The organism is Kribbella sp. NPDC023855 (assembly GCF_040639475.1).
Classification (GTDB): Bacteria; Actinomycetota; Actinomycetes; order Propionibacteriales; family Kribbellaceae; genus Kribbella.
Genome location: NZ_JBFAAA010000002.1, coordinates 226,380 through 250,683, shown reverse-complemented (window position 1 = coordinate 250,683; position 24,304 = coordinate 226,380). Strand labels below are relative to the sequence as shown.

General features: G+C 68.9%; 21 protein-coding genes and 1 riboswitch. Of the genes, 15 read left to right on the top strand and 6 right to left on the bottom strand.

Annotation, left to right across the window (positions count from 1 at the left end; genetic code table 11):
• Positions 1-3: 3 nt before the first annotated feature.
• From AB0F51_RS06915 to AB0F51_RS06885, 7 genes are all read left to right on the top strand, one after another.
• Positions 4-2,844: a glycoside hydrolase family 2 TIM barrel-domain containing protein gene (locus AB0F51_RS06915; protein ID WP_360275237.1), complete on the top strand. Its 2,841-nt coding sequence runs from the start codon at positions 4-6 to the stop codon at positions 2,842-2,844.
• A gap of 175 nt (positions 2,845-3,019) precedes the next feature.
• Positions 3,020-5,008: a dTMP kinase gene (tmk, locus tag AB0F51_RS06910; RefSeq protein ID WP_360275234.1), complete on the top strand. Its 1,989-nt coding sequence runs from the start codon at positions 3,020-3,022 to the stop codon at positions 5,006-5,008.
• Complete coding sequence (locus tag AB0F51_RS06905; protein ID WP_360275231.1) at positions 5,005-6,174, top strand: DNA polymerase III subunit delta'; 1,170 nt, start codon at positions 5,005-5,007, stop codon at positions 6,172-6,174. Before tmk ends, AB0F51_RS06905 begins: the two co-directional genes overlap by 4 nt.
• 85 nt (positions 6,175-6,259) lie before the next feature.
• The gene (locus tag AB0F51_RS06900) at positions 6,260-6,925 is read left to right on the top strand and encodes a DUF4190 domain-containing protein (RefSeq protein WP_360275228.1); all 666 of its coding nucleotides are present in this window, start codon (positions 6,260-6,262) and stop codon (positions 6,923-6,925) included.
• Between the two features lie 9 nt (positions 6,926-6,934).
• Positions 6,935-7,744 carry a DUF4190 domain-containing protein gene (locus AB0F51_RS06895; protein ID WP_360275225.1) on the top strand — a complete coding sequence of 270 codons (810 nt, stop codon included), beginning with the start codon at positions 6,935-6,937 and terminating at the stop codon, positions 7,742-7,744.
• Positions 7,745-7,771: 27 nt separating this feature from the next.
• Entirely contained in the window at positions 7,772-8,782 is a 1,011-nt protein-coding gene (ricT, locus tag AB0F51_RS06890) for a regulatory iron-sulfur-containing complex subunit RicT (RefSeq protein WP_360277230.1), read from the top strand.
• 11 nt (positions 8,783-8,793) lie between these two features.
• Positions 8,794-10,314 carry an alpha/beta hydrolase gene (locus AB0F51_RS06885; RefSeq protein ID WP_360275223.1) on the top strand — a complete coding sequence of 507 codons (1,521 nt, stop codon included), beginning with the start codon at positions 8,794-8,796 and terminating at the stop codon, positions 10,312-10,314.
• A gap of 7 nt (positions 10,315-10,321) precedes the next feature.
• On the opposite strand, the gene AB0F51_RS06880 is transcribed toward AB0F51_RS06885, so the two are convergent.
• Complete coding sequence (locus AB0F51_RS06880) at positions 10,322-10,945, bottom strand: hypothetical protein (protein WP_360275220.1); 624 nt, start codon at positions 10,943-10,945, stop codon at positions 10,322-10,324.
• 89 nt (positions 10,946-11,034) lie between these two features.
• Here AB0F51_RS06880 and AB0F51_RS06875 point away from each other — a divergent pair, with 89 nt between their 5' ends.
• The gene (locus tag AB0F51_RS06875; protein WP_360277227.1) at positions 11,035-11,367 is read left to right on the top strand and encodes a sterol carrier family protein; all 333 of its coding nucleotides are present in this window, start codon (positions 11,035-11,037) and stop codon (positions 11,365-11,367) included.
• Here AB0F51_RS06875 and AB0F51_RS06870 read toward each other — a convergent pair.
• Complete coding sequence (locus AB0F51_RS06870) at positions 11,351-12,154, bottom strand: hypothetical protein (RefSeq protein WP_360275217.1); 804 nt, start codon at positions 12,152-12,154, stop codon at positions 11,351-11,353. The genes AB0F51_RS06875 and AB0F51_RS06870 overlap by 17 nt on opposite strands.
• Positions 12,155-12,175: 21 nt before the next feature.
• A complete protein-coding gene (locus tag AB0F51_RS06865) occupies positions 12,176-12,967 on the bottom strand; it encodes a hypothetical protein (RefSeq protein WP_360275214.1) in 792 nt (263 codons plus the stop codon).
• 144 nt (positions 12,968-13,111) lie between these two features.
• Here AB0F51_RS06865 and AB0F51_RS06860 point away from each other — a divergent pair, with 144 nt between their 5' ends.
• From AB0F51_RS06860 to AB0F51_RS06840, 5 genes are all read left to right on the top strand, one after another.
• On the top strand, positions 13,112-14,428 hold the full coding sequence (locus AB0F51_RS06860; protein WP_360275212.1) for an MFS transporter: 1,317 nt from the start codon (positions 13,112-13,114) through the stop codon (positions 14,426-14,428).
• A gap of 10 nt (positions 14,429-14,438) precedes the next feature.
• On the top strand, positions 14,439-16,163 hold the full coding sequence (locus AB0F51_RS06855; RefSeq protein ID WP_360275210.1) for a thiamine pyrophosphate-dependent enzyme: 1,725 nt from the start codon (positions 14,439-14,441) through the stop codon (positions 16,161-16,163).
• A 24-nt stretch (positions 16,164-16,187) separates the two neighbouring features.
• On the top strand, positions 16,188-17,153 hold the full coding sequence (locus tag AB0F51_RS06850) for a hypothetical protein (protein WP_360275207.1): 966 nt from the start codon (positions 16,188-16,190) through the stop codon (positions 17,151-17,153).
• Positions 17,150-17,334, top strand: a riboswitch (cobalamin riboswitch). It overlaps the preceding gene by 4 nt.
• Positions 17,335-17,681: 347 nt before the next feature.
• Positions 17,682-18,686 (top strand): iron chelate uptake ABC transporter family permease subunit, encoded by a 1,005-nt coding sequence (locus tag AB0F51_RS06845; RefSeq protein ID WP_360275205.1) that lies wholly within the window; start codon positions 17,682-17,684, stop codon positions 18,684-18,686.
• Complete coding sequence (locus AB0F51_RS06840; RefSeq protein ID WP_360275202.1) at positions 18,683-18,940, top strand: iron chelate uptake ABC transporter family permease subunit; 258 nt, start codon at positions 18,683-18,685, stop codon at positions 18,938-18,940. The genes AB0F51_RS06845 and AB0F51_RS06840 overlap by 4 nt, the downstream gene beginning before the upstream one ends.
• Here the strand turns inward: AB0F51_RS06840 and AB0F51_RS06835 are convergent.
• A complete protein-coding gene (locus AB0F51_RS06835; RefSeq protein ID WP_360275200.1) occupies positions 18,905-20,404 on the bottom strand; it encodes a PLP-dependent aminotransferase family protein in 1,500 nt (499 codons plus the stop codon). The two genes, AB0F51_RS06840 and AB0F51_RS06835, sit on opposite strands and share 36 nt — an antisense overlap.
• A gap of 53 nt (positions 20,405-20,457) precedes the next feature.
• Here AB0F51_RS06835 and AB0F51_RS06830 point away from each other — a divergent pair, with 53 nt between their 5' ends.
• Both AB0F51_RS06830 and AB0F51_RS06825 read left to right on the top strand, forming a co-directional pair.
• Positions 20,458-20,622 (top strand): hypothetical protein, encoded by a 165-nt coding sequence (locus AB0F51_RS06830; protein ID WP_360275197.1) that lies wholly within the window; start codon positions 20,458-20,460, stop codon positions 20,620-20,622.
• Positions 20,623-20,652: 30 nt separating this feature from the next.
• A complete protein-coding gene (locus tag AB0F51_RS06825; protein ID WP_360275195.1) occupies positions 20,653-22,134 on the top strand; it encodes a CYTH and CHAD domain-containing protein in 1,482 nt (493 codons plus the stop codon).
• 66 nt (positions 22,135-22,200) lie between these two features.
• On the opposite strand, the gene AB0F51_RS06820 is transcribed toward AB0F51_RS06825, so the two are convergent.
• Together AB0F51_RS06820 and AB0F51_RS06815 are read right to left on the bottom strand one after the other, a co-directional pair.
• Positions 22,201-23,823 carry a cation acetate symporter gene (locus tag AB0F51_RS06820; RefSeq protein WP_360277224.1) on the bottom strand — a complete coding sequence of 541 codons (1,623 nt, stop codon included), beginning with the start codon at positions 23,821-23,823 and terminating at the stop codon, positions 22,201-22,203.
• Positions 23,824-23,843: 20 nt separating this feature from the next.
• The gene (locus AB0F51_RS06815; RefSeq protein WP_360275192.1) at positions 23,844-24,188 is read right to left on the bottom strand and encodes a DUF485 domain-containing protein; all 345 of its coding nucleotides are present in this window, start codon (positions 24,186-24,188) and stop codon (positions 23,844-23,846) included.
• Positions 24,189-24,304 lie beyond the last annotated feature (116 nt).

The window sequence follows — 24,304 nt, the reverse complement described above, 5'->3', positions numbered from 1 at the left end:
TCGATGCCTGTGACCTACGACCACAGTTATGTCGAAGACTTCGCCTCCGGCGCCGGTGTGCTGTCCCCGCGGGCCTGGCTCGACGATGATGCCGCCCGGGTGCCGCTGAGTGGGGAGTGGAGTTTCCGGCTCTCACCCAGCCTGGCCGAGGCGCCGGGCGACCTGAAGGACCCCGACGTGTCCGGCTGGGACACGATCGTGGTGCCTGGTCACTGGCAGCTGAGCGGGTACGGCGCACCGGCGTACACGAACATCGACTACCCGTTCCCGGTGGATCCGCCGCACGTGCCGACGGCCAATCCGACCGGTGACTACGTGCGGACCGTGACCGTGCCGGCCGACTGGGACGGGCGCCGGGTGATCCTCCGGTTCGAGGGCGTCGACTCGCGCTTCGCGGTGTTCGTCAACGGTGAGCCGATCGGCTGGTCGTCGGGTTCCCGGCTGCCGACCGAGTTCGACCTCACCGAACTGGTTGCCCCGGGCAATGAGGTGAAGATCGCCGTCCGGGTGCACCAGTGGTCGGCCGGCAGCTATGTCGAGGACCAGGACATGTGGTGGCTGTCCGGCATCTTCCGTGAGGTCAACCTGCTCGGCCTCAACCCGCAGGCGCCGACAGACGTGTTCGTGCACGCGACGTACGCCGACGGCTCCGGCACGCTGAAGGTCGACTCGGACGTCCCGGGCACCGTCGTCGTCGAGGAGCTGGGCCTGGAGTTCCCGACCGGTTTCGAGACGCCCGTCCCGAGTGTCGAGCCGTGGAGCGCCGAGAGCCCGCGCCTCTACGACGCCGTACTGCGAACCGCCGGCGGCGACGTCCGCCTCAAGATCGGGTTCCGCACGATCGCGATCGTGGACGGCGTACTGACCGTCAACGGCAACCGGGTGCTCTTCAGTGGCGTCAACCGGCACGAGTTCCACCCCGATCGAGGGCGGGCGCTGACCGAGCAGGACATGCTCGACGACGTACTGATCATGAAACGGGCCGGGATCAACGCGGTCCGCACCAGCCACTACCCACCGCACCCGCACTTCCTCGACCTGTGCGACCAGTACGGCCTGTACGTCGTGGACGAGTGCGACCTGGAGACGCACGGCTTCGGGTACGAGCCGCAGCCGCCGAAACTGCCGAACCCGGTGATGGACCCGCGCTGGGAGGCCGACCTGGTCGAGCGGATGCGCCGGATGGTCGAGCGGGACAAGAACCACCCGAGCATCGTGCTCTGGTCGCTCGGCAACGAGTGCGGGATGGGCGACAACCTGAAGTCGATGTATGCCTTCACCCACGACCGCGACCCGTCCCGGCCGGTGCACTACGAGCGGGACACGCACGCGGAGTTCGTGGACGTGTACTCGCAGATGTACACCTCGCTGGAGAAGGTCACCGAGATCGGCGAGGACCCCACGTCGTACCGGGGACTGCCGTTCATCCTGTGCGAGTACGGGCACGCGATGGGCAACGGGCCGGGCGGGCTGTCCGACTATCGCGCGCTGTTCGAGAAGTACCCGCGCTGCCAGGGCGGGTTCATCTGGGAGTTCATCGACCACGGGCTGCGGACCACGGTCGACGGCCAGGAGATCTACGCGTACGGCGGTGACTTCGGCGAGGAGATCCACGACGGCAACTTCGTCTGCGACGGGCTGCTGTTCCCGGACCGGACGCCGTCGCCGGGCATGCACGAGTACGTGAAGGTGATCGAGCCGCTGGTGATCGGTGGCGATTCGAGCGGCATCACGATCACCAACCGGTACGAGGTGCTCGACACGAGCCACCTCACCTTCCGGATCGTCACCGAGGTCGGCGGCGAGCGGGTGAACAGCGGGACGCTGACGGTGCCCACGATCGCTCCTGGCGAGACCGTCACGGTGGAACTCCCTCCGGTCGACGTCCAGCCCGAGACCTGGGTGACTGTCACCGCAGAACTCACAGAAGCCACCCCCTGGGCCAAGGCCGGCCACCGAGTGGCGTGGGGCCAAGTACGCCTAGACCACCCGACTGGCGCCCGCCACATCGCTGGGACAGCCGCCCCGGCCTCGTCGGCTAGCGCAAGCGCAGCCGAGGCGCGGCATGCGAGGAGTGATGCTGGGGAGGATGTCAGCGCGGGAGTTGCCGGCATTGACGTTGAGTCGTTGGGGGTTCGGAATCTTCGGTTGGATGTGTGGCGGGCTCCGATTGATAACGACGTGATTCCCGGGGTATCTACGGCTTGGATTGAGGCTGGGCTCCACCGGGTCCAGCACCGGGTGGTGTCGGCTGGGCTGGTCGACGGAGCCTGGGAGGTGGTCACCCGTACTGCGCCGCCCGCGCTCCAGTGGGGTCTGGTCGCCACCTGGCGCTGGACTCATGCGCAGGACGGTTCCGTAGTACTGGATCTGTCGGTGGAGCCTGACGGGCAGTACCCGGCTGCACTGCCGCGGCTCGGCATCACGTTCGAGCTGCCGAAGGTCAGCCAGATCGAGTGGTTCGGCACCGGTCCGGGTGAGGCGTACGTCGACACCCGCGCGGCTGCTGCGGTGGGTAAGTACTCCGCCACGGTCGAGCAGCTGCAGACGCCGTACGTGCGTCCGCAGGAGAACGGTCATCGCATCGACACCCGCTGGGCCCAGCTGGACTCACTGCGGGTCGAGGCCGCGCCTGACCTCTTCGGCCTGACCGTCCGCGACTGGACAACAGCCGACCTGGCCAACGCGAAGCACGCCCCGGACCTGGTCGCAGGCGACACCACCTACGTCACCCTCGACCTGGCCCAAGCAGGCATCGGCTCCAACTCCTGCGGCCCGGTCCTTCCCACCCAGTACCAACTGAAGACGGCTCCGGCCTCGCTCTCGGTCAAGTTCAGTAGGTGACAGTTCGACCCATACCGGCCTAGACCTGTGACCCTCGGCGGCGGTTACCTGGTGCTCCTCTACCCGCTCGTCCTGGGCACCGGAAACGCCTCTTCAGCGGCGACAGCCACGACTACTGCCTGTCGTTGTGCACGCAAGTACGAAGCTGTCGGCTCGCCCGACTAGGCTTCCGGATGTGCCGGAGGTGTATGACCCGCTGACTGATCCTGCACCGGCGCACGACCTGCGCGCGGTGTTGCGGATCCGGGCGTTCCGGCGCCTCTGGATCGCCTTCGGGCTGTCCAGCCTCGGTGACTGGATCGGGTTGCTGGCGCTGACCGCGATGGCGAAGGCGTTCGCCGGGGACGACTACCAGGCGGCCAACTTCGCCATCGGCGGGGTGCTGTTCCTGCGGGTCCTGCCCGCGCTGGTGATGGGGCCGGTCGCGGGCTGGATCGCGGACCGGCTGGACCGGCGCTGGACGATGATCCTCGGCGACCTGATCCGGGCCGCGTTCTTCGTCAGCATCCCGATCGTCGGCACCCTGACCTGGGTGCTGGTGGCCACCGTGCTGATCGAGATCGTCAGCCTCGTCTGGGGGCCCGCCAAGGACGCCAGCGTGCCGAACCTGGTTCCCCGGCACCGGCTGGAGGCCGCCAACCAGATCAGCCTGATCACGACGTACGGGTCGGCGTTGCCGGCCGCCGCGATCTTCACCGCGATCACGCTCGTCACCCGCGGCCTCGGCGACTTCTCGATCGATCTGGCCGTCTACGTCAACGCCGCGACCTTCGTCATCTCCGCGCTGGCCATCGTGTCGGTCGCGGAGATCGGCCGGGCAGGCGGCCACGAGCACGAGGAACACCCGACACTGTGGCGCACGATGGTCGAGGGCTGGTCTTACGTCACCGGTACGCCGGTGGTGCGCGGACTCGTCGTCGGTATCTCGGGCGCCTTCGCGGCCGGTGCGGTCGTGATCGGCCTCGGCCGCACGTACGTCGAGGACCTGGACGCGGGCGACCCGGGCTACGGCGTGCTGTTCGGGGCGGTCTTCGGCGGTCTGGCCCTGGGCATGGGGTTCGCGCCCCGGCTGTTCTCCGGCCTGTCGCGGCGGAGGCTGTTCTCTGCCGGGCTGGTTGGCTCGGGGATCGGGCTGGCCGGGCTCGCGCTGATCCAGCAGATCGAGATCGCCACGATGATCGCGGTCGTGCTGGGTTTCTGCGCCGGCGCCTCGTGGGTCTCGGGGTACACGCTGCTCGGGCTGGAGGTGCCGGACAACGTGCGCGGGCGGACCTTCGCGTTCGTCCAGTCGGCGGTCCGGACCGTGCTGGCCGTGACGCTCGCGATCGCGCCGTTCATCGCGGGCGCGATCGGCCGGCGCACGGTGTCGGTCGGCGACCGCTCGGTCAGCTACAACGGTGCCGCGATGACGATGCTGATCGCCGCTGCACTGGCCGGCGTGATCGGTCTGGTCGCGTGGCGGCAGATGGACGACCGTCCCGGCGTACCGTTCTGGCGGGATCTGCGCCGCAGCTTCGGCAAGACGCCCGGGGTGTACCCGACGACCGGCTTCTTCATCGCGCTCGAGGGCGGCGAGGGCGCGGGCAAGTCGACGCAGGCGGCGCTGCTGGTCGAGTGGCTGACCGAGCAGGGCCACGAAGTCCTGCTCACTCGCGAGCCGGGCGCCACACCCCTCGGCAAGACGCTGCGCCAGATCGTGCTCGACCCCGCGACCGGCGACATCTCGCACCGTGCCGAGGCACTCCTGTACGCCGCCGACAAGGCCGAACACGTCGACTCGGTGATCAAACCCGCGCTGAAGTCGGGCACCGTCGTCATCACCGACCGGTACGTCGACTCCGCGCTCGCGTACCAGGGCTCCGGGCGCGACCTGGACCTCGCCGACGTCGAACGCGTGAACCGCTGGGCCACCGACGACCTGCGCCCCAACCTGACCATCCTGCTGGACCTGCCGCCCAAGAGCGGGCTCGGCCGGTTCGAGGAGCGGGACCGGATCGAGGCGCAGTCGGCGGACTTCCACGAGCGCGTCCGCAAGGCGTTCCTCGAGCTCGCGGCCGCCGAGCCGCAGCACTACCTCGTCCTCGACGCGACCCAGGACCGGGCCCAGTTGGCCGAGCAGATCCGGTCGCGCTTGCTCCCGATGTTGCCGAAGGTAGGGCCATGACCGTTTGGGATGACCTGGTCGGGCAGGAGCCCGCGGTCGCCGTACTGCGTAAGGCCGTTGCCGGGGCGTCGGCGCGGTTGCGTGGCGAGAGTGGTGCGGCGACGGCCGGGATGACGCACGCCTGGCTGATCACCGGCCCGCCTGGGTCTGGCCGGTCCAACGCCGGCCGGGCCTTCGCCGCGGCCCTGCAATGCCTGACCGACGGCTGCGGCGAGTGCGCCGTCTGCCGTACTGCGCTCAACGGCGCGCACCCCGACGTCTCGCTGATCCGTACCGAGTTGCTGTCGATCCGCGTCAGCGAGATCCGCGAACTGGTTCGCCGGGCTGCGATGAGTCCGACCCAGGGGCGCTGGCAGGTGATGGTGGTCGAGGACGCGGACCGGCTGACCGAGCAGGCCGCCGACGCGTTGCTGAAGAGCATCGAGGAGCCCGCGGCCCGGACGGTCTGGGTGCTGTGCGCTCCGACCGTCGAGGACGTCGTACCGACGATCCGTTCCCGCTGCCGCCTGCTCGTACTGCGCACCCCGCCGGTGGCCGCGGTCGCGGAGATGCTGACCCGGCAGTCCGGGATCGAGCCCGAGCTGTCCGGTTTCGCGGCGCGGGCGGCGCAGGGGCACATCGGTCGTGCCAAGGCGTTGGCTCGCGACGCCGAGGTGCGGAGCCGGCGGACCCGGGTGCTGGAGGTTCCTTTCGAGCTGCACGACATCGGTGCCTGCCTGAAGGCGGCGCAGCGACTCGTCGACGCGGCGAAGGAAGAGGCCAAGGCCAGTGCGGCGAAGGTCGACGAGAAGGAACGAGCCGAGCTCGAGCAGGCGCTCGGTGTCGGCACCAAGGGCGCCCGGCCCCGCGAGGCGGGGGCCGCGCTGAAAGAGCTCGAGGACCAGCAGAAGGCGCGCGCCAAACGCTGGGAACGCGACGTCCTCGACCGGTCCCTGGTCGACCTGATGGCCTTGTACCGCGACGTTCTGGTCCTCCAGACCGGCGCCGGCGCGGAGCTGATCAACGCCGAGCTGAGCCAGGACATCCAGCGCCTGGCAGGCCGGACCACCCCCGAGCAGACGATCCGGCGGATCGACGCGCTGACCGGCTGCCGCGAGGCGATCGAAGGCAATGTCGCACCGCTGCTGGCGCTCGAGGCGATGACGATCGCGCTGTTCGAGGGCTGAGATGTAACGAAGGCGGAGGCGCCGCCGATGAGTGGGTGGGCGAGGGTTCGACCCCGCCAGGCGTGACCCTTCCGAAGGATGCTTCTTGACCCAGCCGCCGCCGATCCAGCCTGCCCGGGCTCCGCTCCCGTCGGCGGAGTCCTGGTTGACCGGCGTACCGATCCCCGCGCAGCGCCGGCTGGACCGTTGGGCCGTGGCGGCCTTCGCGACCAGCCTGCCCGGGCTGGTGCCGATCGCCGCGGTGCTCGGGCTGATCGCGCTGTCGCGAATCCGCCGGACGGCGGCCCGCGGCCGGGGACTGGCGGTCGGCGCGCTGGTGATCAGCCTGTGCTGGCTGATCGCGATCGGTGTCGCCGCCGTGCTCAACCTGGACGGCGAACGGCGCGCGGGCATCGGCCGCACCACGACGATCTCGCAGGTCCGGGTCGCGCAGTGCTTCGACGCCGACCTGGAGGTGGACACGCTGCGCCAGGTGAAGATCGCGGACTGTGCCGCAGCGCACTCGGGTGAGGCGTACGCCAAGGTCCGTGCGATGCTGACCGGGCTGTCGGCGGACCAGAAGGGCGTGGTCGCGACCCAGCAGTGCGCGACCGCCTTCGAGGCGTTCATCGGCAAGCCGTACGAGCGGTCGGAACTGGACATGTACTACGTCGTGCTGGAGGATCAAGCGGTTGCTGATGGCAACGTCTTGTGCATGGTCGGGAAACCCGGCGAGCAGCTGACCGGGTCCATGCGCGGATCCCAGCGTTAGGGGAGGGCTGTGAGTTATCCGCAAGGGCCGCCGGATCCCAACCGGCCGCAGGACACGCCACGCGCGTTCCCGACATACGGGCGTCCGCCGGAGCCGGTGAATCCGCCGCCGTACGGCTGGCAGCCACCTGGGCAGCAGCCGCAGTACGGGCAGCAGTATCCGCCGCCGTACGGGTATGGCTATGGATACGGCTATCCGGGCACGCCGATGGTCAAGACGAACGGTCTGGCGACCGCGGCGCTGGTCTGCGGGCTGGGCGGGCTCGTGATCGGGCTCAGCGCGCCGGTCGGGGTCGGGCTGGGGATCGCGGCGCTGGTGCAGATCAAGCGGCGGGGTGAGGCCGGCAAAGGACAGGCCATTGCCGGGATCATCGTCGGCGGCCTGGTCACCGCCTTCGGCGTCGCGCTGATCGCGATCGCGATCATCGTCGGCGGTCTCGACGACTCCGACAGTGCCTCGGGTTCCAGCACCTCGGTCGACTCGCTGGCGGTCGGGGAGTGCTTCGACGACGGTTGGGGAGAGGACAAGGTCTACCGCCGGAGCTGTACCGAGGCGCACGACGGGGAGATCGTCTCCAACGTCACCCTGGAGGCCGGTCCCTACCCGGGCGACAGCCAGGTGGACAAGCTGTCGCACGCCCGCTGCGACGCCGAGTTCGGCAAGTACGTCGGCACCACCGTGGACAAGTCGGAGCTCCGATCCGACTACTGGTACCCGGACAAGGAGTACTGGGACAGCGGCGACCGCCTGGTCGTCTGTGCCGCCTACGGGCCGGACGACCAGGCCCTGACCAGGACAGTCAAAGACAGCAAACGCTGAGAGGCACGTAGTCTGGGCGCCGTGGGCATGGTGATGGCGGTGTCGTTCGAGCGGTACGGACGGCTGTACTACCTGGACCCCGGCCCGCACAGACCGCGGGTCGGGGACAAAGTGCTGGTCCCGACCGACGACGGCCCCGAGGTCGCCGAGTGCGTCTGGGCGCCGCAGTACGTGACCGAGGAGATCGGTGGGCTGCCGCTGTGTGCGGGCGTCGCGACCCCGGCCGACCTGGAGCGCGACGAGCAGAATCGGCAGCGCCGGGCCGACGCGCGGCTGACCGCCAAGCGGCTGATCCGCGAGCACGGGCTGCCGATGAAGGTGGTCGGCATCGACTTCGTCGACCGCCGCCCGGAGGTCGACCAGCTGGTCATCGTGTACTTCTCCGCGCCGCACCGGGTGGACTTCCGCGAACTGGTCCGCGACCTGGCCCGCGGGCTGCGAGCCCGGATCGAGCTGCGTCAGGTGGGCGCCCGCGACGAGGCACGGCTGCAGGGCGGGATCGGGCCGTGTGGGCGCGACCTGTGTTGTGCGACCTTCCTGAAGGACTTCGAGCCGGTCAGCGTGCGGATGGCGAAGGACCAGGACCTGCCGCTCAACCCGCTGAAGATCTCCGGGGCGTGCGGGCGGCTGATGTGCTGCCTGAAGTACGAGCACCCGCTCTACCAGGAGTTCAACGCCAAAGCACCAGCCACCGGTACGCCGGTCGAAACCCCCGCGGGTGACGGCGTGGTGGTCGGGCACAACGTCCCCAGCGACACGGTGGTGGTCCGCCTGGCCGCCTCAGGCCGCCGCTGCGCCTGCAGCCGAGCAGACGTCTGCTCCCCTCGCCAGCAGTACGAGGCGTCTCCCACCACCACCCCGGACGCCCCACCCGTCCTCCCACCCGAACCGCCGGAGCCCAGCCCGGAACCGGCGGCGGAGGACGCTCCGCGGAAGCGCAAACCGCGTCGGCGCCGTCGGCTGACCCACAACGACGGCGAGACTGACACCGCAGTACAGGATGGGTCGGACGAGGGTACGGGAGACAGCTCGCTGTGATGATGCGCAGGATGACCGTGGTGGTGGTGGGCCTGGCACTCATGGTGAGTGCGTGTGGCGTGGCGAGCCGGGCTCAGGATGCTGACGGGCCGGCTGGGACTCAGTCCAGTACTGCGCCCAAGGGGCCGGCCGGGCCAGTGCCGGCGGGGCTGGAGAAGTTCTACCAGCAGCAGCCGAACTGGCAGCGGTGTGGTTCGGGCAACCAGTGCGCCATCATCAACGTGCCACTCGACTACAGCAAGCCCGACGGCAAGACGATCGAGCTGCGCGCCCGCAAGGTTCCCGCGCGCGACCGGACCGGCAAGATCGGCACACTGTTCATCAACCCAGGCGGTCCGGGCGCTTCCGGCCAGGAGTTCGCGGCAGCCGCCGGCTTCGTGCTCGGCGCGCCGCTGCTGCGCAAGTTCGACGTGGTCGGCTGGGACCCGCGCGGAGTGGGTGACTCGACCCCGGTCCGCTGCCTCGACACCGAGCAGCTGGACAAGTTCATCGCCGCCGACGGAAGCCCGGACGATGACGCCGAGATCGACGCGCTGAACACCGAGGCCAAGGCGCTGGCCGACGGGTGCCAGCAGCGCTCCGGCGACCTCCTGCCACACGTCTCCACCAAGAACGCCGCCCGCGACATCGACGTACTGCGCGGCATCGTCGGCGACTCCGAGCTCTACTACCTCGGCATGTCCTACGGCACCCTGCTGGGCGCGACCTATGCCGAGCTGTTCCCGAAGAACGTCGGCCGGCTCGTCCTCGACGGTGCGGTCGACCCGTCGAAGACGTCCGAGGAGAACAACATCGCCCAGGCGAAGGGCTTCGACACCGCGCTGGAGGCCTTCGCCGAGGACTGCGCGCAGCGGTCGTGCCGGCTGGGCAGCTCGAAGGCGGAGGTGCTCGCGAAGGTCGACCAGCTGATCACCAGCAGCGACGCGACCCCGCTTCCCGGTGACGGCAAGCGTGAGGTGACGCAGGCACTGGTCGTCCTGGGCGTGATCTTCCCGCTGTACGTGAAGGACTACTGGCCGCGGCTCGAGGACGCGGTGGTGGACGGGATCGCCGGCAAGGGCGGCCGGCTGCTCGCCCTCGCCGACGAGTACACCGACCGCTCGCCGCGCGGCTACGGCAACAACCAGAACGAGGTGATCTACGCGGTCAACTGCCTCGACCGCCCGGACATCGCCTCGGTCGCCGAGGCGAAGGCCGACGAGCCGAAGTTCAAGGCCCAGTCGCCGCGGTTCGGCGCGTTCCTGCTCTGGGGCTCGCTGCCGTGCGCGAACTGGCCGGTGAAGGCCACCGACAAGCCGCACACGATCAAGGCGACCGGTGCCAAGCCGATCGTCGTCGTCGGCACCACCCGCGACCCGGCCACGCCGTACGACTGGGCGGTCGGACTCGCCGGGCAACTCGACAGCGGCGTCCTGATCACCCGTGACGGTGACGGTCACACCGGCTACAACGAAGGCAACCAGTGCGTCGACGACGCCATCGAGACCTATCTCCTCAAGGGCACGCCGCCGGCCGGCGACATCAAGTGCTGACCGTCAGCTAGTTCGGGCGGGTGTCGCCGGCGCCGGAGATCTGCAGGGTCTCGGTGGCGCGCTGCAGGACGGCGCGGAGGCCGGCCTCGTCCTGCGGGCGGCCGCCGACGGTGATCTCGGCCACCGTGCCCTCGCCGTCGGCGGTGGGGCGGAACGTGGACAGCCCCATCCGCGGGCCACGGGTCTCGTCCTCGTAGGTGTAGATCAGCGTGCCGCCGTCGCGGCTGATGACCTTGAGGTCCTTCTCGTCGATGCTCCGCTCGCGGGCGGCGACCAGATCGGCCGGCGACTCGTCGCTGCCGCGGACGTCGAAACGCACCTGCCACACGCCGGTGGGATCGACGTACTTCGGTCTGGTGCCGGTCTGCGTGCTCTTCCAGCCGACTGGCACGTCCGCGGTCGCGGGCGCCTTGTCGTCGCCGAACGCCTCGGAGGCGAACTGCAACGAGTCGGCCTGCAGACCGTCGCCCTTGCTCGGCGTCTGGACGGGTTGACTGTTCACCACCTGGCTCGATGGAGTGCCGCCGCCGGAGAAGTTGCCGTTGATGGCCAGGACGGTGCCGAAGACGGCCACCCCCACGGTCATCCCCGCAAGTGTCGCCAGCAGCGCCTGGTGCCTGGGCGTGAGCATCCCGACCTCACTTCCGCGTCTAGTCGCCTGTTGATTATCAGGTACGAAGGGGGCGTCGGCGAAACCGCGTAACCTTGCCGCCTGTGGAGATGGACGAAGCACTGCGCTCGTACGACGCCGGCGAGGCCGGCCGGGCGGAACTCAAACTGCTGGTGAAGGAGTTGCTGAAGCTCCTTGTCGCCAAGGCGCCGGGCCATGCGGTGGAGGTCCGCGTCCCGCCGTACGGAGCGGTGCAGTGCATCGAGGGGCCGAGGCACACCCGCGGTACGCCGGGTGCGGTGATCGAGATGCCGGCCGAGCTGTGGATCGACCTGGCGCTCGGCCGCACCACCTGGGCGGAGGCGCGGCAGACGGGCAAGGTCCGCGCGTCGGGTGAACGCACGGACCTCACCAACCTGCTGCCGCTCAGTACAGGGTTCTGACCACGGTACGGCCGTGGATCAGGAGGAGCTTGCCGTCGTTGCGAAGGTGGAGGACGGTGCCGGACCTGCGGGTGGGGACGGTCCACACCGTGTCCCAGGTCTGCGCGACACCGAAGGTGCCGTCCGTGGTCAGGAAGGCCCACGAGCCGGCGTACGGCTTGTAGGGCGCGGACCACAGCCTGGTCTTGTTGTCCTTCATCAGCTCCAGTGCACCGCTCGCGCGCATCTGCAGCGAGTAGGCCCGGTTGGCGGAGAACAGCACGACCGGCGCCCACCCGCCCGGAGCCGGAGCGTAGATCCGGTTGCCCGGGTACATGGTGCCGATGATCATCTTGTAGTTCCAGATGGACCGGCCGCGCCCGTTGTAGATCGTCAGCAGCCCGTCCGTCGGCAGCACGAGCTTGGCGTTCGGGCTCGCGGACGCGCCACCGATCCAGTACGTCGTCCGGCCGTGGACGAGCCTGAAGCTGCCGTCCGTCCCCATCACCATGACGGAACCAGCGCGGGCGGTACCGGTTTCCCAGACCTTGCCGCTTCCTGTCCGGACCAACTCCAGATTGCCGGTAGGGCGCATCACCAGGGTCCACTGGCGATCCGTGGAACGGATGTACTGGCCGGATGCCAACCGCTGGCCGGGCAGCAGGGTGTTGGAGATCGCGGCGGTCTGGGCAACGGATTCGGTCACAGTCGTGGCGGCCTGAGCCGGTGCGGTCAGCGCGGCGCCGGTGGCGATAGCGGCCAGGCCGGTGGCGACGGCGGCAAGTGAGCGGAGCTTGCTCTTGAACATGCGGGTGTGACCTCCTTGAAGTCAGCGGCCGGTGGTGCCGGTGGCCCAGATGGGCGTGCGGCCGTGGATGATGACCAGGTTGCCGTCGTTCTGCATCACCAGGACGGCGCCCCGGCGGGTCGTCTTGCTGTGCCACAGCGGCTTCTTGGCGGCGCTGTAGACGACGAAGTTGCCATCGGTCTGCATTACGGCGAAGGCACCCTTGCTGATCGTCCTGGTGCTCCACAGCGGCTTGTTGCCCCGCACGAGCACCAGGTTGCCGTCGGTCTGCATCTGAAGGCGGTAGACCCGGTTGTACGAGTAGAGCGCCTGGCCAGCCTTCAGCGCCCGGCCGCCGTACAGCGAGCTGATCACCATGTTGCGGTGCCAGACAGGCTTCTTGCGGACGTTGTAGATGACCAGGTTCGAGTCGTTCTGGACGGCGAGGAAGGCGTTGGTGCTGCCGTGCGTGCCGCTGGACCAGACCGGCGTCCGGCCGGAGATGACCACCAGGTTGCCGTCGCGCTGCATGACCAGCGACGACGCCTTGCGGTTCGTCTGCGTGCTCCACAGTGCCGTCCGGCCCTTGTAGAGCACCGCGTTGCCGTCGGTCTGCATGATGAGCGTGTAGACGCCGTTCTGCGAGCGGCGGTACTGGCCGGCCTTCAGGTACTGCCCCGGCAGCAGCACGCTCGAGACCGCGGCCGTCTGAGTCTGCGTAGTCTGCGTACCGGCCTGGGCGGCGGTGGGGGCGAGCAGCGCCGTACTGGCGGCCGCGGCACCTGCCGCGAGGAGGGCGATCGCCCGGGTACGGACCTTCGAGCTCGAGATCATGCTGGTTCTCCGTCTGTCTGTTCGGTGGTCGTGCTGATTGACGCGGTGGACGGCGGGCCGGTTCCGGTCCAGTCCAGGTGCAGTGGCAGACAGTAGAGGGAAAACCGGTTCATCCGGGGTCACTTCGACTGACACCATGGGCCGGTGGCAACAAGTCTGCGGACCCGGCTGGCCCGGCTGAAGATCGATCTGACGCCGTGGCGGGGATCGCGCGACTTCCGGATCCTGGTGGTCTCCGGCTCGGTGTTCTTCCTCGGCGGCATGGTCGGTTACGTTGCGTTGCCGTTCCAGCTCTACCAGCTGACCGGTTCCAACTTCGCGGTCGGCGCGATGGGCCTGGTGACGATCGTCCCGCTGGTTGTCTTCGGCCTGTACGGCGGTGCGCTGGCCGATCACGTCGACCGCCGCAAGATGCTGATCGCGACCGGCGTCGCCCAGGCGCTGATCTGCGCGGTGATGCTGAGCAACTCGCTGCTGGCCAACCCGCAGGTCTGGCTGATCTACGTCTGCGGTGGTCTCAACGCGATCGCCACCTCGCTGCAGCGGCCGAGCCGGGAGGCGTTGTTCCCGCGGGTGGTGAAGCACGAGGAGATGGCCGCGGCGGTGGCGCTGACCTCGCTGACCATGCAGATCGGCCAACTCGCCGGGCCGGCGCTCGGCGGCGTACTGGTCGGCACGGCCGGGGTGACCTGGGCGTTCGCGATCGAGCTGGTCGGTCTCGTCATCGCGACCGCCCTGTACGCCGGGCTCGGTTCGTACAGGACGAGTGAGCACAGCAAGCCGCCCAGCCTGCGAGGGATCGGCGAGGGCATCGTCTACGCCTACCGCCGCAAGGACCTGCTGGCGACCTACCTGGTCGACATGGTCGGGATGTTCATGGCCATGCCGATCGTGCTGTTCCCGGCGTTCGCCACGGACATCCTCAAGGAACCCAAGCTGCTCGGCCTGCTCTACAGCGCCGAGGCGATCGGCGCGATGTGTGCCAGCCTGACCAGCGGCTGGGCCAAACGCGTCCACCACCAGGGCCGGGCGGTGGTGCTGGCGACGATCGTCTGGGGAGCGTCGGTCGGCATCGCCGGGCTGGCGCCGAACATCTGGTTCGCGATCGGCTTCTTCGCGATCGCCGGCGGCGCCGACATGGTGTCGGTGCTGTTCCGGTCGGTGATCTGGAACCAGACCATCCCGGACGAGATGCGCGGCCGGCTGGCCGGGATCGAGATGCTCGGCTACTCCCTCGGCCCGCTCGGCGGCCAGGCCCGCTCCGGCCTGGTCGCGGACCTGACCAGCGTCCGGTTCGCGATCGTCAGCGGTGGAGCGCTCTGCGTCGTGGGTGTCGTCGGTACGGCGGCCTGGCTGCGCGAGTTCTGGCGGTACGACGCCCGGACCGACGAGCACGCCGTGCGCGAACGTGATCTCCGGACGGGGGTGGGTACAGGCGGGTCGGGGGACTCGTCGACCTGAGGAGAGCCTTGTGAGCAGCATTGCCGAACTGCTGGTGGAGTCGCTGGCCGAGCACGGCGTCCGCTCCGTCTGGGGAGTCGTCGGTGACGCGCTCAACCCGGTCACCGACGCGATCCGGCGCGAGGACCGGATCGAGTGGATCGGCGTACGGCACGAGGAGGCTGGTGCCTTCGCTGCCGGCGCCCAGGCGGCCATCAGCGGGCGGCTGGGCGTCTGCATGGGGACAGTCGGCCCGGGAGCCATCCACCTGCTCAACGGCCTGTACGACGCCGCCAAGTCGCGGGTGCCCGTCCTTGCGATCTGCGGTCAGGTGCCGCGCGAGGAGATCGGCAGCGACTACTTCCAGGAGGTCAACAACGATGTGCTGTTCTCGGACGTCGCCGTGTTCAGCGCGACCGTGTCGACTCCGGAGCAGGCGCCCGGCCTGATCGAGCAGGCGGTCAACACGGCGCTTGCCGAGCGCGGCGTCGCAGTACTGTCGATCCCTGGTGACGTCGGCGGCCTCGAAGTACCGAAGGACACGCCAGTACCGCGGTTCCTGGAGCCTGCCTCGAACACTGTGCCGGACGCTGCGGAGCTCCAGAAGGTCGCGGCTGTGCTCAACGCTGCTGACAAGGTGACGCTGCTGGTCGGTATCGGGGCGCGGGAGGCGCTGACGGAGGTGCAGCAGCTCGCCAGCACGCTGGCAGCGCCCACGGTGCTCACACTGAAGGCAAAGGAGCGCTTCGAGGAGAACCTGCCGCAGGAGGTCGGCCAGTCCGGGCTGATCGGCAACCACGCGACCAAGGTGGCTTTCGACGGCTGTGACGTGCTGTTCCTGGTCGGGACCGACTTCCCGTACCGCGACTTCCTGCCGACAGGGAAGACCGTCGTACAGCTGGATCTGCGGGGCGACCACATCGGTAGGCGGGTGACGGCCGACCACGGGCTGGTCGGACATGCGCAGCCGACCCTGGCGCAGTTGCTGCCACTCCTGGAGCAGAAGAGCGACACAGGTCACCTGGACAAGGCCAGAGCGTCGTACGCCGCCTGGCGGAAGCGGCAGCAGCAGTTCACCGACCCTGCCTTCGACCGCAAGCCCAAGGGGCTGCTGCGGCGCAAGGTGGACAACCCGGATGCCCGGGTCCGGCCTGAGCTGCTGGCGGCCGCGGTTGACCGGCACGCGGCCGACGACGCGTTGTTCACCACCGACACCGGGATGTCGACGGTGTGGCTGTCGCGGTTCGTCCGGATGCGCGGCGACCGGCGGCTGGTCGGCTCGTACAACCTGGGCTCGATGGCCAACGCGATGCCGCAGGCGCTCGGGATGTCGGCGCTGGACCGCAACCGGCAGGTGGTCGCCTTCTGCGGTGACGGCGGGCTGTCGATGCTGCTGGGCGATCTGATCACCGCGGTGTCCTACGAGCTGCCGGTGAAGCTGGTGGTCTTCAACAACGGCCGGCTCGGCATGGTGAAGCTGGAGATGGAGCAGGTCGGGCTGCCGGAGTACGGGACCGAGCTGGCCAACCCGAACTTCGCGGAGGTCGCCAAGGCGATCGGGCTGACCGGCTTCCGGGTGGAGCAGCCCGGGGAGGTGGAGGGTGCGGTGGAGCAGGCACTCAAGACGCCGGGGCCGGTCCTGATCGACGTACTGACGAATGCCGACGAGATCTCGGTCCCACCGTCGCCGACCGTCCAGCAGACCTGGGGCTTCGCAATCGCCAAGACCAAGGAGTTCGTCGAGAGCCGCGAATAGGGCCAAGAAGTAGGCTCTGTGATCATGCGTACTCGTTCGGTGGTGGCTCTGCTCGGCAGTACTGCGTTGTTGGCCGGTTGTGGCGGCCCTGGTGGCGAGACCGCGCCCAGTGTCCCGCCACTCGTGTCCATCAGCACTACCCCGACTGAGACGCCTACACCGAGCGCGACGCCGAGTACGCCGCCTACCGCCAAGGTGGCGGAAACCCTGTGCGTGCGGATGGACCAGACGCTGGTGCAGACGACACTGGGCGTCCCGGTGGTGCAGATCCAGCTGAAGCCGCCCCCGGCGGAGTTCGGCTTCCCGACGTACGACGTGTGCCAGCTGGGGCTCAGCACGAGCCCAACCGGTCCCGTACTGCGGGTTGGCACGTCTGTCATGCCGGCGACTCCTGCGGACCTTGCCGCGGCCCGCAAGGCGTACGACGCGACCAAGGGCGAGCCGGCCAAGCCGGTGACGGTCGGCCAGGGTGGGTTCGGGACCAGCCGGTTCGTGGTGTTCCTGCTCGACGGGAAGCTCCGCAAGGTCAGCGGGCCGGCCGCGACGCTGGCGAAGTACGTAGTACTGGCCAACGAGGTGGCTCAGCAGGCTGACGGGCTGCCGGAGCCCGGGCCGCTCATCACCCGGCCGGAGTGCGAGCGCGGGACGCCGGCCGCGGCGAAGGTGATGGGCGCGGAGGCGGCCCTCCGGCGCGACGGCCAGACCGACGTGGGCGACATCGTCTGCGGCTGGATCACCAAGACCCGCGTGCTCTACACGACTGCCCGCCGGGTCGCCGATGCGGAAGCCGTCATCGCCCCCACCCGCAAGGCCGCCACCTCCCTCTCGATCCCCTTGGGCGACGAGGGCTACGTAGACACCGCCACCGGTCGCACCCTGATCCGCGTAGGGACCGGCAAGATCGTCGAGCTGGTCCCCCTCCCCGCCGGCACCGCCGACAAGGACGACATGGTCAAGCTCGCGCTCGCCACCTCCTCGCTCTACCGGTAGGTTGGCGGGGCCGTGGTGTTCGGGAAGCCGGTGTGATGCCGGCGCGGCCCTCGCCACTGTGATCGGGATGTACGTGGGTTGTTCCATTTCGGAGACCACTGGTCAGCACTGACTGGGAAGGTCAGACCCGCGAGCGCGGTACCCGTCAGCCAGGAGACCGGCCACAGCGCTGTCACACCGTCCACGAGGTGCTGGAGGCGCGCGTGAAAACGCTGGCTGCTGCTGCGCCAGCGGGTGTTCGCGGCGTACCAGCCGGCCATCGAGCTGGCGCACGCACTGGGCTGCTCAGCCAGGAACCCCGACTTCGTGCTCTCCGGGTTCAACGACGTCTCCAGCGCCACGGGCAGCGACTCGAGCGCAGGTCCAGCCGGAGGTCCAGAAGATCCTGGCCAACCCGGCCTACGCCAATCTCAAAGCGGTCCGGAACAAGCGCGTCGTACCGTGGCTGTTCGCCCATCACTCGGCGGGTGTCCGTGGCGCCAACTCCACCGAACTGATCGCGAAACTGATCCACCCCGACCTGGTCAAGTGACTCGGTCCTGGAGTGGCCGGGCCGCCGGTCTCCTGGCGGCCTGCGGGTTGTTGCTGGCCGTAGTGGTGCTTTCGCTTGTCGCAGGCAACCAGTGGTTCGGCCCGCACGACGTCTACGTCGCAGCGGCGGACTTCACCGGATCGGACAAGGACCGAGTGATCCGCTACTTACGCTTTCCCCGTACTGCGGCAGGCCTGCTGGCCGGCGCGGCACTCGGCCTGGCAGGCGCCGTGATGCAGGGGATCACCAGGAATCCACTGGCTGATCCTGGCATCCTCGGTGTCAACGCGGGCGCCGCACTGGCAGTCGTGGCTGCGATCGGCCTGCTCGGCGTCCAGTCGCTGACCGGCTATGTCTGGTTCGCGATGGGTGGCGCACTGATCGCGACCGTTGTTGTCTACCTCGTCGGCTCGGCCGGTCGCGGTGGCGCCACACCGGTGAAGCTCGCCTTGGCCGGCGCTGCGCTGACCGCGCTGCTCGGATCGATGACCTCGGCAATCACCTTGCTGGATCTGTCCACCCTGAACGAGTTTCGCTTCTGGGTCGCCGGCTCGTTGACCATGGCAACCAGCTCGATCATCGTCCAGGCCCTTCCTTTCATTGCTGTTGGCATTTTCTTGGCACTGCCCCTGGGACGTTCGCTCAACCAGCTGGCGCTCGGCGACGACCTCGCTGTCACGCTGGGAGCCAGAGTCGGCCTGGTCCGCGTCACGGCCGCCCTCGCCGTCGTACTGCTGGCCGGTACTGCGACCGCAATGGCCGGGCCCATCGCCTTCGTCGGACTCGCGGTCCCTCACGTGGCAAGGGCTCTGGCCGGTCCCGACTATCGCTGGATCCTTCCGTGGTCCCTTGTTCTAGCGCCAACCGTTCTGCTGCTGGCTGACATCGTCGGCCGACTGGTCGCCCGGCCCGACGAGCTGCAGGTCGGCATCATCACTGCCCTGATCGGCGCCCCGCTGTTCATCGCCCTCGTCCGCCGCCGCAAGCTGGCCGAGCTGTGAAGACATCGAGCGTCGTGGTCGCCGCGATCGCCTGGGCTGCCACCGCCGTGATCGCGGCGGTCTCGCTCACCCTGGCCGGACGCGTCGCCGGACTGCTGCCCGCCGGCGCCATCGGTGCCCTCCTGGTCGTCGCCTCGGATCTGCTGGCCCGCGAACTCTTCGCTCCCATCGCGCTTCCGGTCGGAGTCGTCACCGCGTTCCTCGGCGCTCCCTATCTGCTATTTCTCCTCACCCGAGCGAACCGAGCAGGCTGAGAATGCTTCGCCGATCGTCGCGACAGCTTCCGTGATCTCCGTCGGGGTGCGGGCGGCGTAGCCGAGCACGAGGCCCGGCGACCGGGGGTCCTGGCAATGCCAGGACAGCGGCTGGGTCTTCACGCCCCGATCGAGTGCGGCGGAGGCCAGGGTGAGATCGCTCAGGTCCGTCTCGTCGAAGGTGATGGTGAGGTGCAGACCAGCGGCCGCTCCGTGAACTGTTGCTGCTGGCAAATGGTTGCCGATGGCCTCGATCATCGCGTCGCGGCGGATCCGGTGCCGACGGCGGACGTAGCGGAGCTGGCGTTCCAGCTCTCCCGACTCCATCAGGTGGGCGAGGACGAGTTGTGGCAGGGCCGCGTTGCCGAGGTCCGCCTGCCGTTTCGCGCCGACCAGCGCCTCCCGGTACTGCGGTGGGGGCAGCATCCACCCGATCCGCAACGCTGGGGCGAGCAACTTCGAGACGCTGCCCATGTAGATCACGTGCTCCGCGAGCATCGCCCGCACCGCAGGCACCGGCGGCCGGTCGTACCGGTGCTCCGCGTCGTAGTCGTCCTCGAGGATCAACCCGCCATCAGTTGCCCACTGCATCAATTCCCGGCGCCGTTCACCGTCCAGTACTACGCCCGTCGGAAACTGATGCGCAGGCGTCACCATCACGGCCGGGGCGCCACTGTCGCGCAGTACGTCGACCCGCAGACCGTCCGCATCGACCGGGATCGGCGGTGTCCGCATTCCCCACAGCTGCAGGTGTTGCCGCGATCCGAGCGAACCGGGATCCTCGACCGCCAGCTCGGTGATGCCTTCCCGGCCCAGCACCTGGGCGGCCAGCCCGATCGCCTGCGAGACACCGGCGACGATGATCAGGTCGGCCGGGTCGGCCTTGATCCCGCGATTGCGCGCGAGCCAGTTCGCGACGGCCCGCCGCAGGGCCGGCGTACCGGCTGGGTCTCCGTAGCCGAAGGCTGACGCCGACAACTCGGCCAGTACTGCGCGCTCCGCCTTCAGCCAGGCGGCCCGGGGAAACGCGGCGAGATCGGGGATGCCCGGCGTCAGGTCGATCCGCGCCTCGACGGCTCGCATCGCATCGAAGATCTCCAGCCCGGGCTCGTCGAGCGCGGGACGCCTGGCGAAGGCGCGTCCAGACGCAGCGGAGGTGGTGCCGATGGGCGCGGCCACCACGACGGTACCTGCGCGGCCCCGGCCGCTGACATGACCGTCCTCGGTGAGGCGCTGGTAGGCCTCGGTCACCACACCCCGGGAGACCTGGAGCTCGGCCGCGAGCTGGCGGGTCGCAGGCAGCCTGCTCCCGACGGCGAGCCGCCCGTCGGCGATCGCATCCCGGAAGCGTCCGGCCAGCCAATCGGCGAGCCCACCAGCCGGCGCCTCCTCCGGCCGAAGCTGAAGAAAGTCCGCCCCCGCAACTTTGGACCTACCAATCTCGACCTGATTGGACCTGTTCACCGGACCATTGTGCCGCGAAGTTGGAACTGAGGGAACCGCGAAAGGAGCCGGGCATGGAAGTGATGGTGATAGTCCTGGTGCTGCTGGTGGTGGGGCTCGAAGTGAATCGGCGGCGGCAGCCGTATCCGCGGGAGACGCGGGCTGGGCTGACCGGCGTACAGGACCGTGATCTGGAGCGGGTGCAGGCGGAGCTCCTGGCCGCCGCCGACCGGTTATGAGGGATTGATCGCGGCTGGTAAACAAGGGACATGCCGCCGACTGAGCAACTCGAGATCGAGACCAAGTACGACGTCGACGAGCACGCGATCTTCCCCGCGTTGCACGAGCTGCCGGGGGTCGAGCGCGTCGCGCAACCTGTCGAGCTGAGTCTCGAGGCCGTCTACTTCGACACGGCCGCGCTCGATCTGGCCGCGGCCAAGGTGACGCTGCGCCGCCGGACCGGTGGTGAGGACGACGGCTGGCACGTGAAGCTGCCGGTGGCGTCGGGTGAGCGGCTGGAGATCCAGCACCCGCTCGGCCGGTCCGTTGAGAAGGTGCCGCTGCAGGTCGTGCGGACGGTCCGGGTGCATGCCCGGGACAACGAACTCGTCCCGGTGGTGACGCTGAAAACGCGGCGGATCGTGCATCGGCTGCTGGACGCCGACGGTGAGGTGCTGGCCGAGGTCAGCGACGACCACGTGACTTCGACGGTCGACGGCGCGGAGGAGTCCTGGCGGGAGTGGGAGATCGAGCTCGTCAACGGCTCACCGGACCTCCTCGAAGCCGCCGAGCCCGTACTGCGGGCCGCAGGCGCCAAGCCGGCCGCTGGCCCGAGCAAGCTGGCGCGGGCGCTCGGCGACCGCGTTCCGGCGCGCGAGAAGTGGGAGCTGCCCAAGAAGCCGAGCACGGCCGACCTGTTCCGCACCTACGCCCTTGAGCAGGTGCAAGCGATTCACAAGCGCGATCCGGAGGTCCGTCGCGACGTGCACGACGCTGTGCACAAGATGCGGGTGGCGACCAGGCGGCTGCGGTCGGCGCTGGCGACGTACCGGCCAGTTGTCGATCGTGAGGCCGGCGATCGGTTGCGGGCCGAGCTGAAGTGGCTCGCGGGCGAGCTGGGTGGCGCGCGCGACGCGGAGGTGCAGCGCGAGCACTTCAAGACGGCGGTCGGCGCACAGCCCGTCGAGCTGGTGATGGGCAAGGTCGCCGATTTCATCGACTCGCACCTGCGCGCGGTCTACAAGTCGGGCCGGGTGCAGGCGCTGGCCGCACTGGAGAGCGAGCGGTACTTCCGGCTGCTGGACGCGCTGGACGAGCTGATCGCCAACCCGCCGCTGGTCGGCGAGACGCGCAAGGCCACCAAGCAGATGCCCGAGCTGCTGGATCACGACTGGAAGCGGATGAGCAAGGCCGTCCGGCGGATGGAAGCCGCCGAAGACACCGCCACCCAGGATCACGAACTGCACGAGGTCCGCAAGGCCGCCAAACGACTCCGGTACGCCGCGGAGTCGGCCGTTCCCGTCCTTGGTGACGAGGCGACCGGCCTGGTCTCGCGGGCCAAGGAGGTCCAGGAGGTGCTGGGCGACCACCAGGACAGCGTGGTCGCCCGCGACCTGCTCCGCGAGCTCGCAGTACAGGTGTATCTCGACGGAGGTAACGCTTTCACCTTCGGGCGGCTGCACGCTGCGGAGGAGCAGCGTGGCGAGGCTTCCCGGATTGCGTTCCTGGAGTTGTGGCCGACCCTGAAGTGACGGTTGGAGCTGTCAGGCAGGTCCGCGAGGAATCAGCAGGGCCTGCCTGACAGGCTTGGGTGGGTGTTAGTGCTGGACCGCCTTCTCGGCGCCGGCGCCGGTCAGCGAGCGGACCTCCATCTCGGCGAACTTGTCGACGTTGGTGCCTTCCTTGCTGGTCAGCGTGCCGATGATGCCGAGCACGAACGCCAGCGGGATCGAGACGATGCCGGGGTTGTCCAGCGGGAACCAGTGGAAGTCGATCCCGGTGTCGGTGATCATCGACAGGCTGGCACCGGTCTTCTTGTCGACCTTGCCGGAGACGACCGGCGAGAACGCGATCAGGATGATCGCCGAGCCGAGGCCGCCGTAGATGCTCCAGAGTGCGCCGCGGGTGTTGAAGCGCCGCCAGAACAGCGAGTACAGGATGGTCGGCAGGTTCGCGCTGGCCGCCACCGCGAAGGCGAGGGCCACCAGGAACGCGATGTTCTGGCCGTTGGCGAAGATGCCGCCGATGATCGCGACCGCGCCGATCACCAGCACGGTGAACCGGGCGACCCGGACCTCACCTTCACCGCCGATCTGGCCCTTCTTGATCACCTGGCCGTAGATGTCGTGCGCGAAGGACGCGCTCGCCGTGATGGTCAGGCCGGCCACGACCGCCAGGATGGTGGCGAAGGCGACTGCCGAGATCACGCCCAGCAGGATCTCCCCGCCCAGCTCGTAGGCCAGCAGCGGAGCTGCCGAGTTCGCCTTGCCCGGAGCTGCCCGGATGGCGTCCGGACCGACCAGGGCCGCGGCGCCGTAGCCGAGCACCAGGGTGAACAGGTAGAAGATGCCGATGATCCAGATGGCCCAGCTGACGCTGCGGCGGGCTTCCCGGGAGTTCGGCACCGTGTAGAAGCGCATCAACACGTGCGGCAGGCCCGCAGTACCGAGCACCAGGGCCAGGCCGAGCGAGATGAAGTCGAGCTTGCTGATCCCCGTTGCGCCGTACTGAAGTCCCGGGTTGAGCAGCTTCTCACCGGCCGCCGGGCTCTTGTCGACAGCCGCGCCCAGCAAGGCCGAGAGGTTGAAGGTGTACTTGGCCAGCACCCACAGCGTCATGATGCCGGCGCCGATCACCAGCAGCACCGCCTTGACGATCTGCACCCAGGTGGTGCCCTTCATGCCACCGACCAGGACGTAGGTGATCATGATGATGCCGACCACCGCGATGACCAGGCTCTGCCCGGCCCGGTTGTCGATGCCCAGCAGCAGCGCGACCAGACCGCCCGCGCCGGCCATCTGGGCCAGCAGGTAGAAGAAGCAGACGCCCAGGGTCGAGATGGCCGCGGCCATCCGGACCGGACGCTGCTTGAGCCGGAACGACAGTACGTCGGCCATCGTGAACCGGCCGGTGTTCCGCAGCAGCTCGGCCACCAGCAGCAGGGCCACCAGCCAGGCCACCAGGAACCCGATGGAGTACAGGAAGCCGTCGTAGCCGTTCAGGGCGATCGCACCGGCGATGCCGAGGAACGAAGCGGCGGACAGGTAGTCACCGGCGATCGCGATGCCGTTCTGCGGCCCGGTGAAGGAGCGGCCGCCGGCGTAGAAGTCGGCCGCGGACTTGTTGTTGCGGGAGGCCCGGATGACGATCGCCAGGGTGGCCACCACGAACAGCGCGAAGATCGCGATGTTGACCTTGGGGTCCCCGACAGTGGTTGCCATCGGCAACAGCAGTGGCGCGCTCACTTGGTCTCTCCCTCGATCTGGTCACGCAGGTGCTTGGCGTCCGGGTCGAACTTCTGGTCGGCCCAGCGGACGTAGAGCAGCGTGATCGCGAAGGTGGAGACGAACTGCCCGAGGCCGAAGAGCAGCGCGACGTTGATGTTGCCGCCGATCCGGTGGGACATGAAGCCGGGTGCGTAGTCGGCGAGCAGGACGTAGAGGAAGTACCAGGCCAGGAACAGCCCGGTCATCGGGAACACGAAGCGCCGGAACCGGCGACGCAGTTCGGAGAAGTCCGGTGACAGCTGGACGTCTCGGTACGTCGTCAGGTCCGGATCGCCGGCCGCGCGGCTGCTATCGCTCATCGCGGGACCTCCAGAGGTGATCAGGCCGGGCGGAAGTCCGGCACGCAGGGTTGCAGCTCGTACTGTGGTCCAGCTCACTGCCGACCAACAGCACGCAGCCACACCGAGCGCTCAGC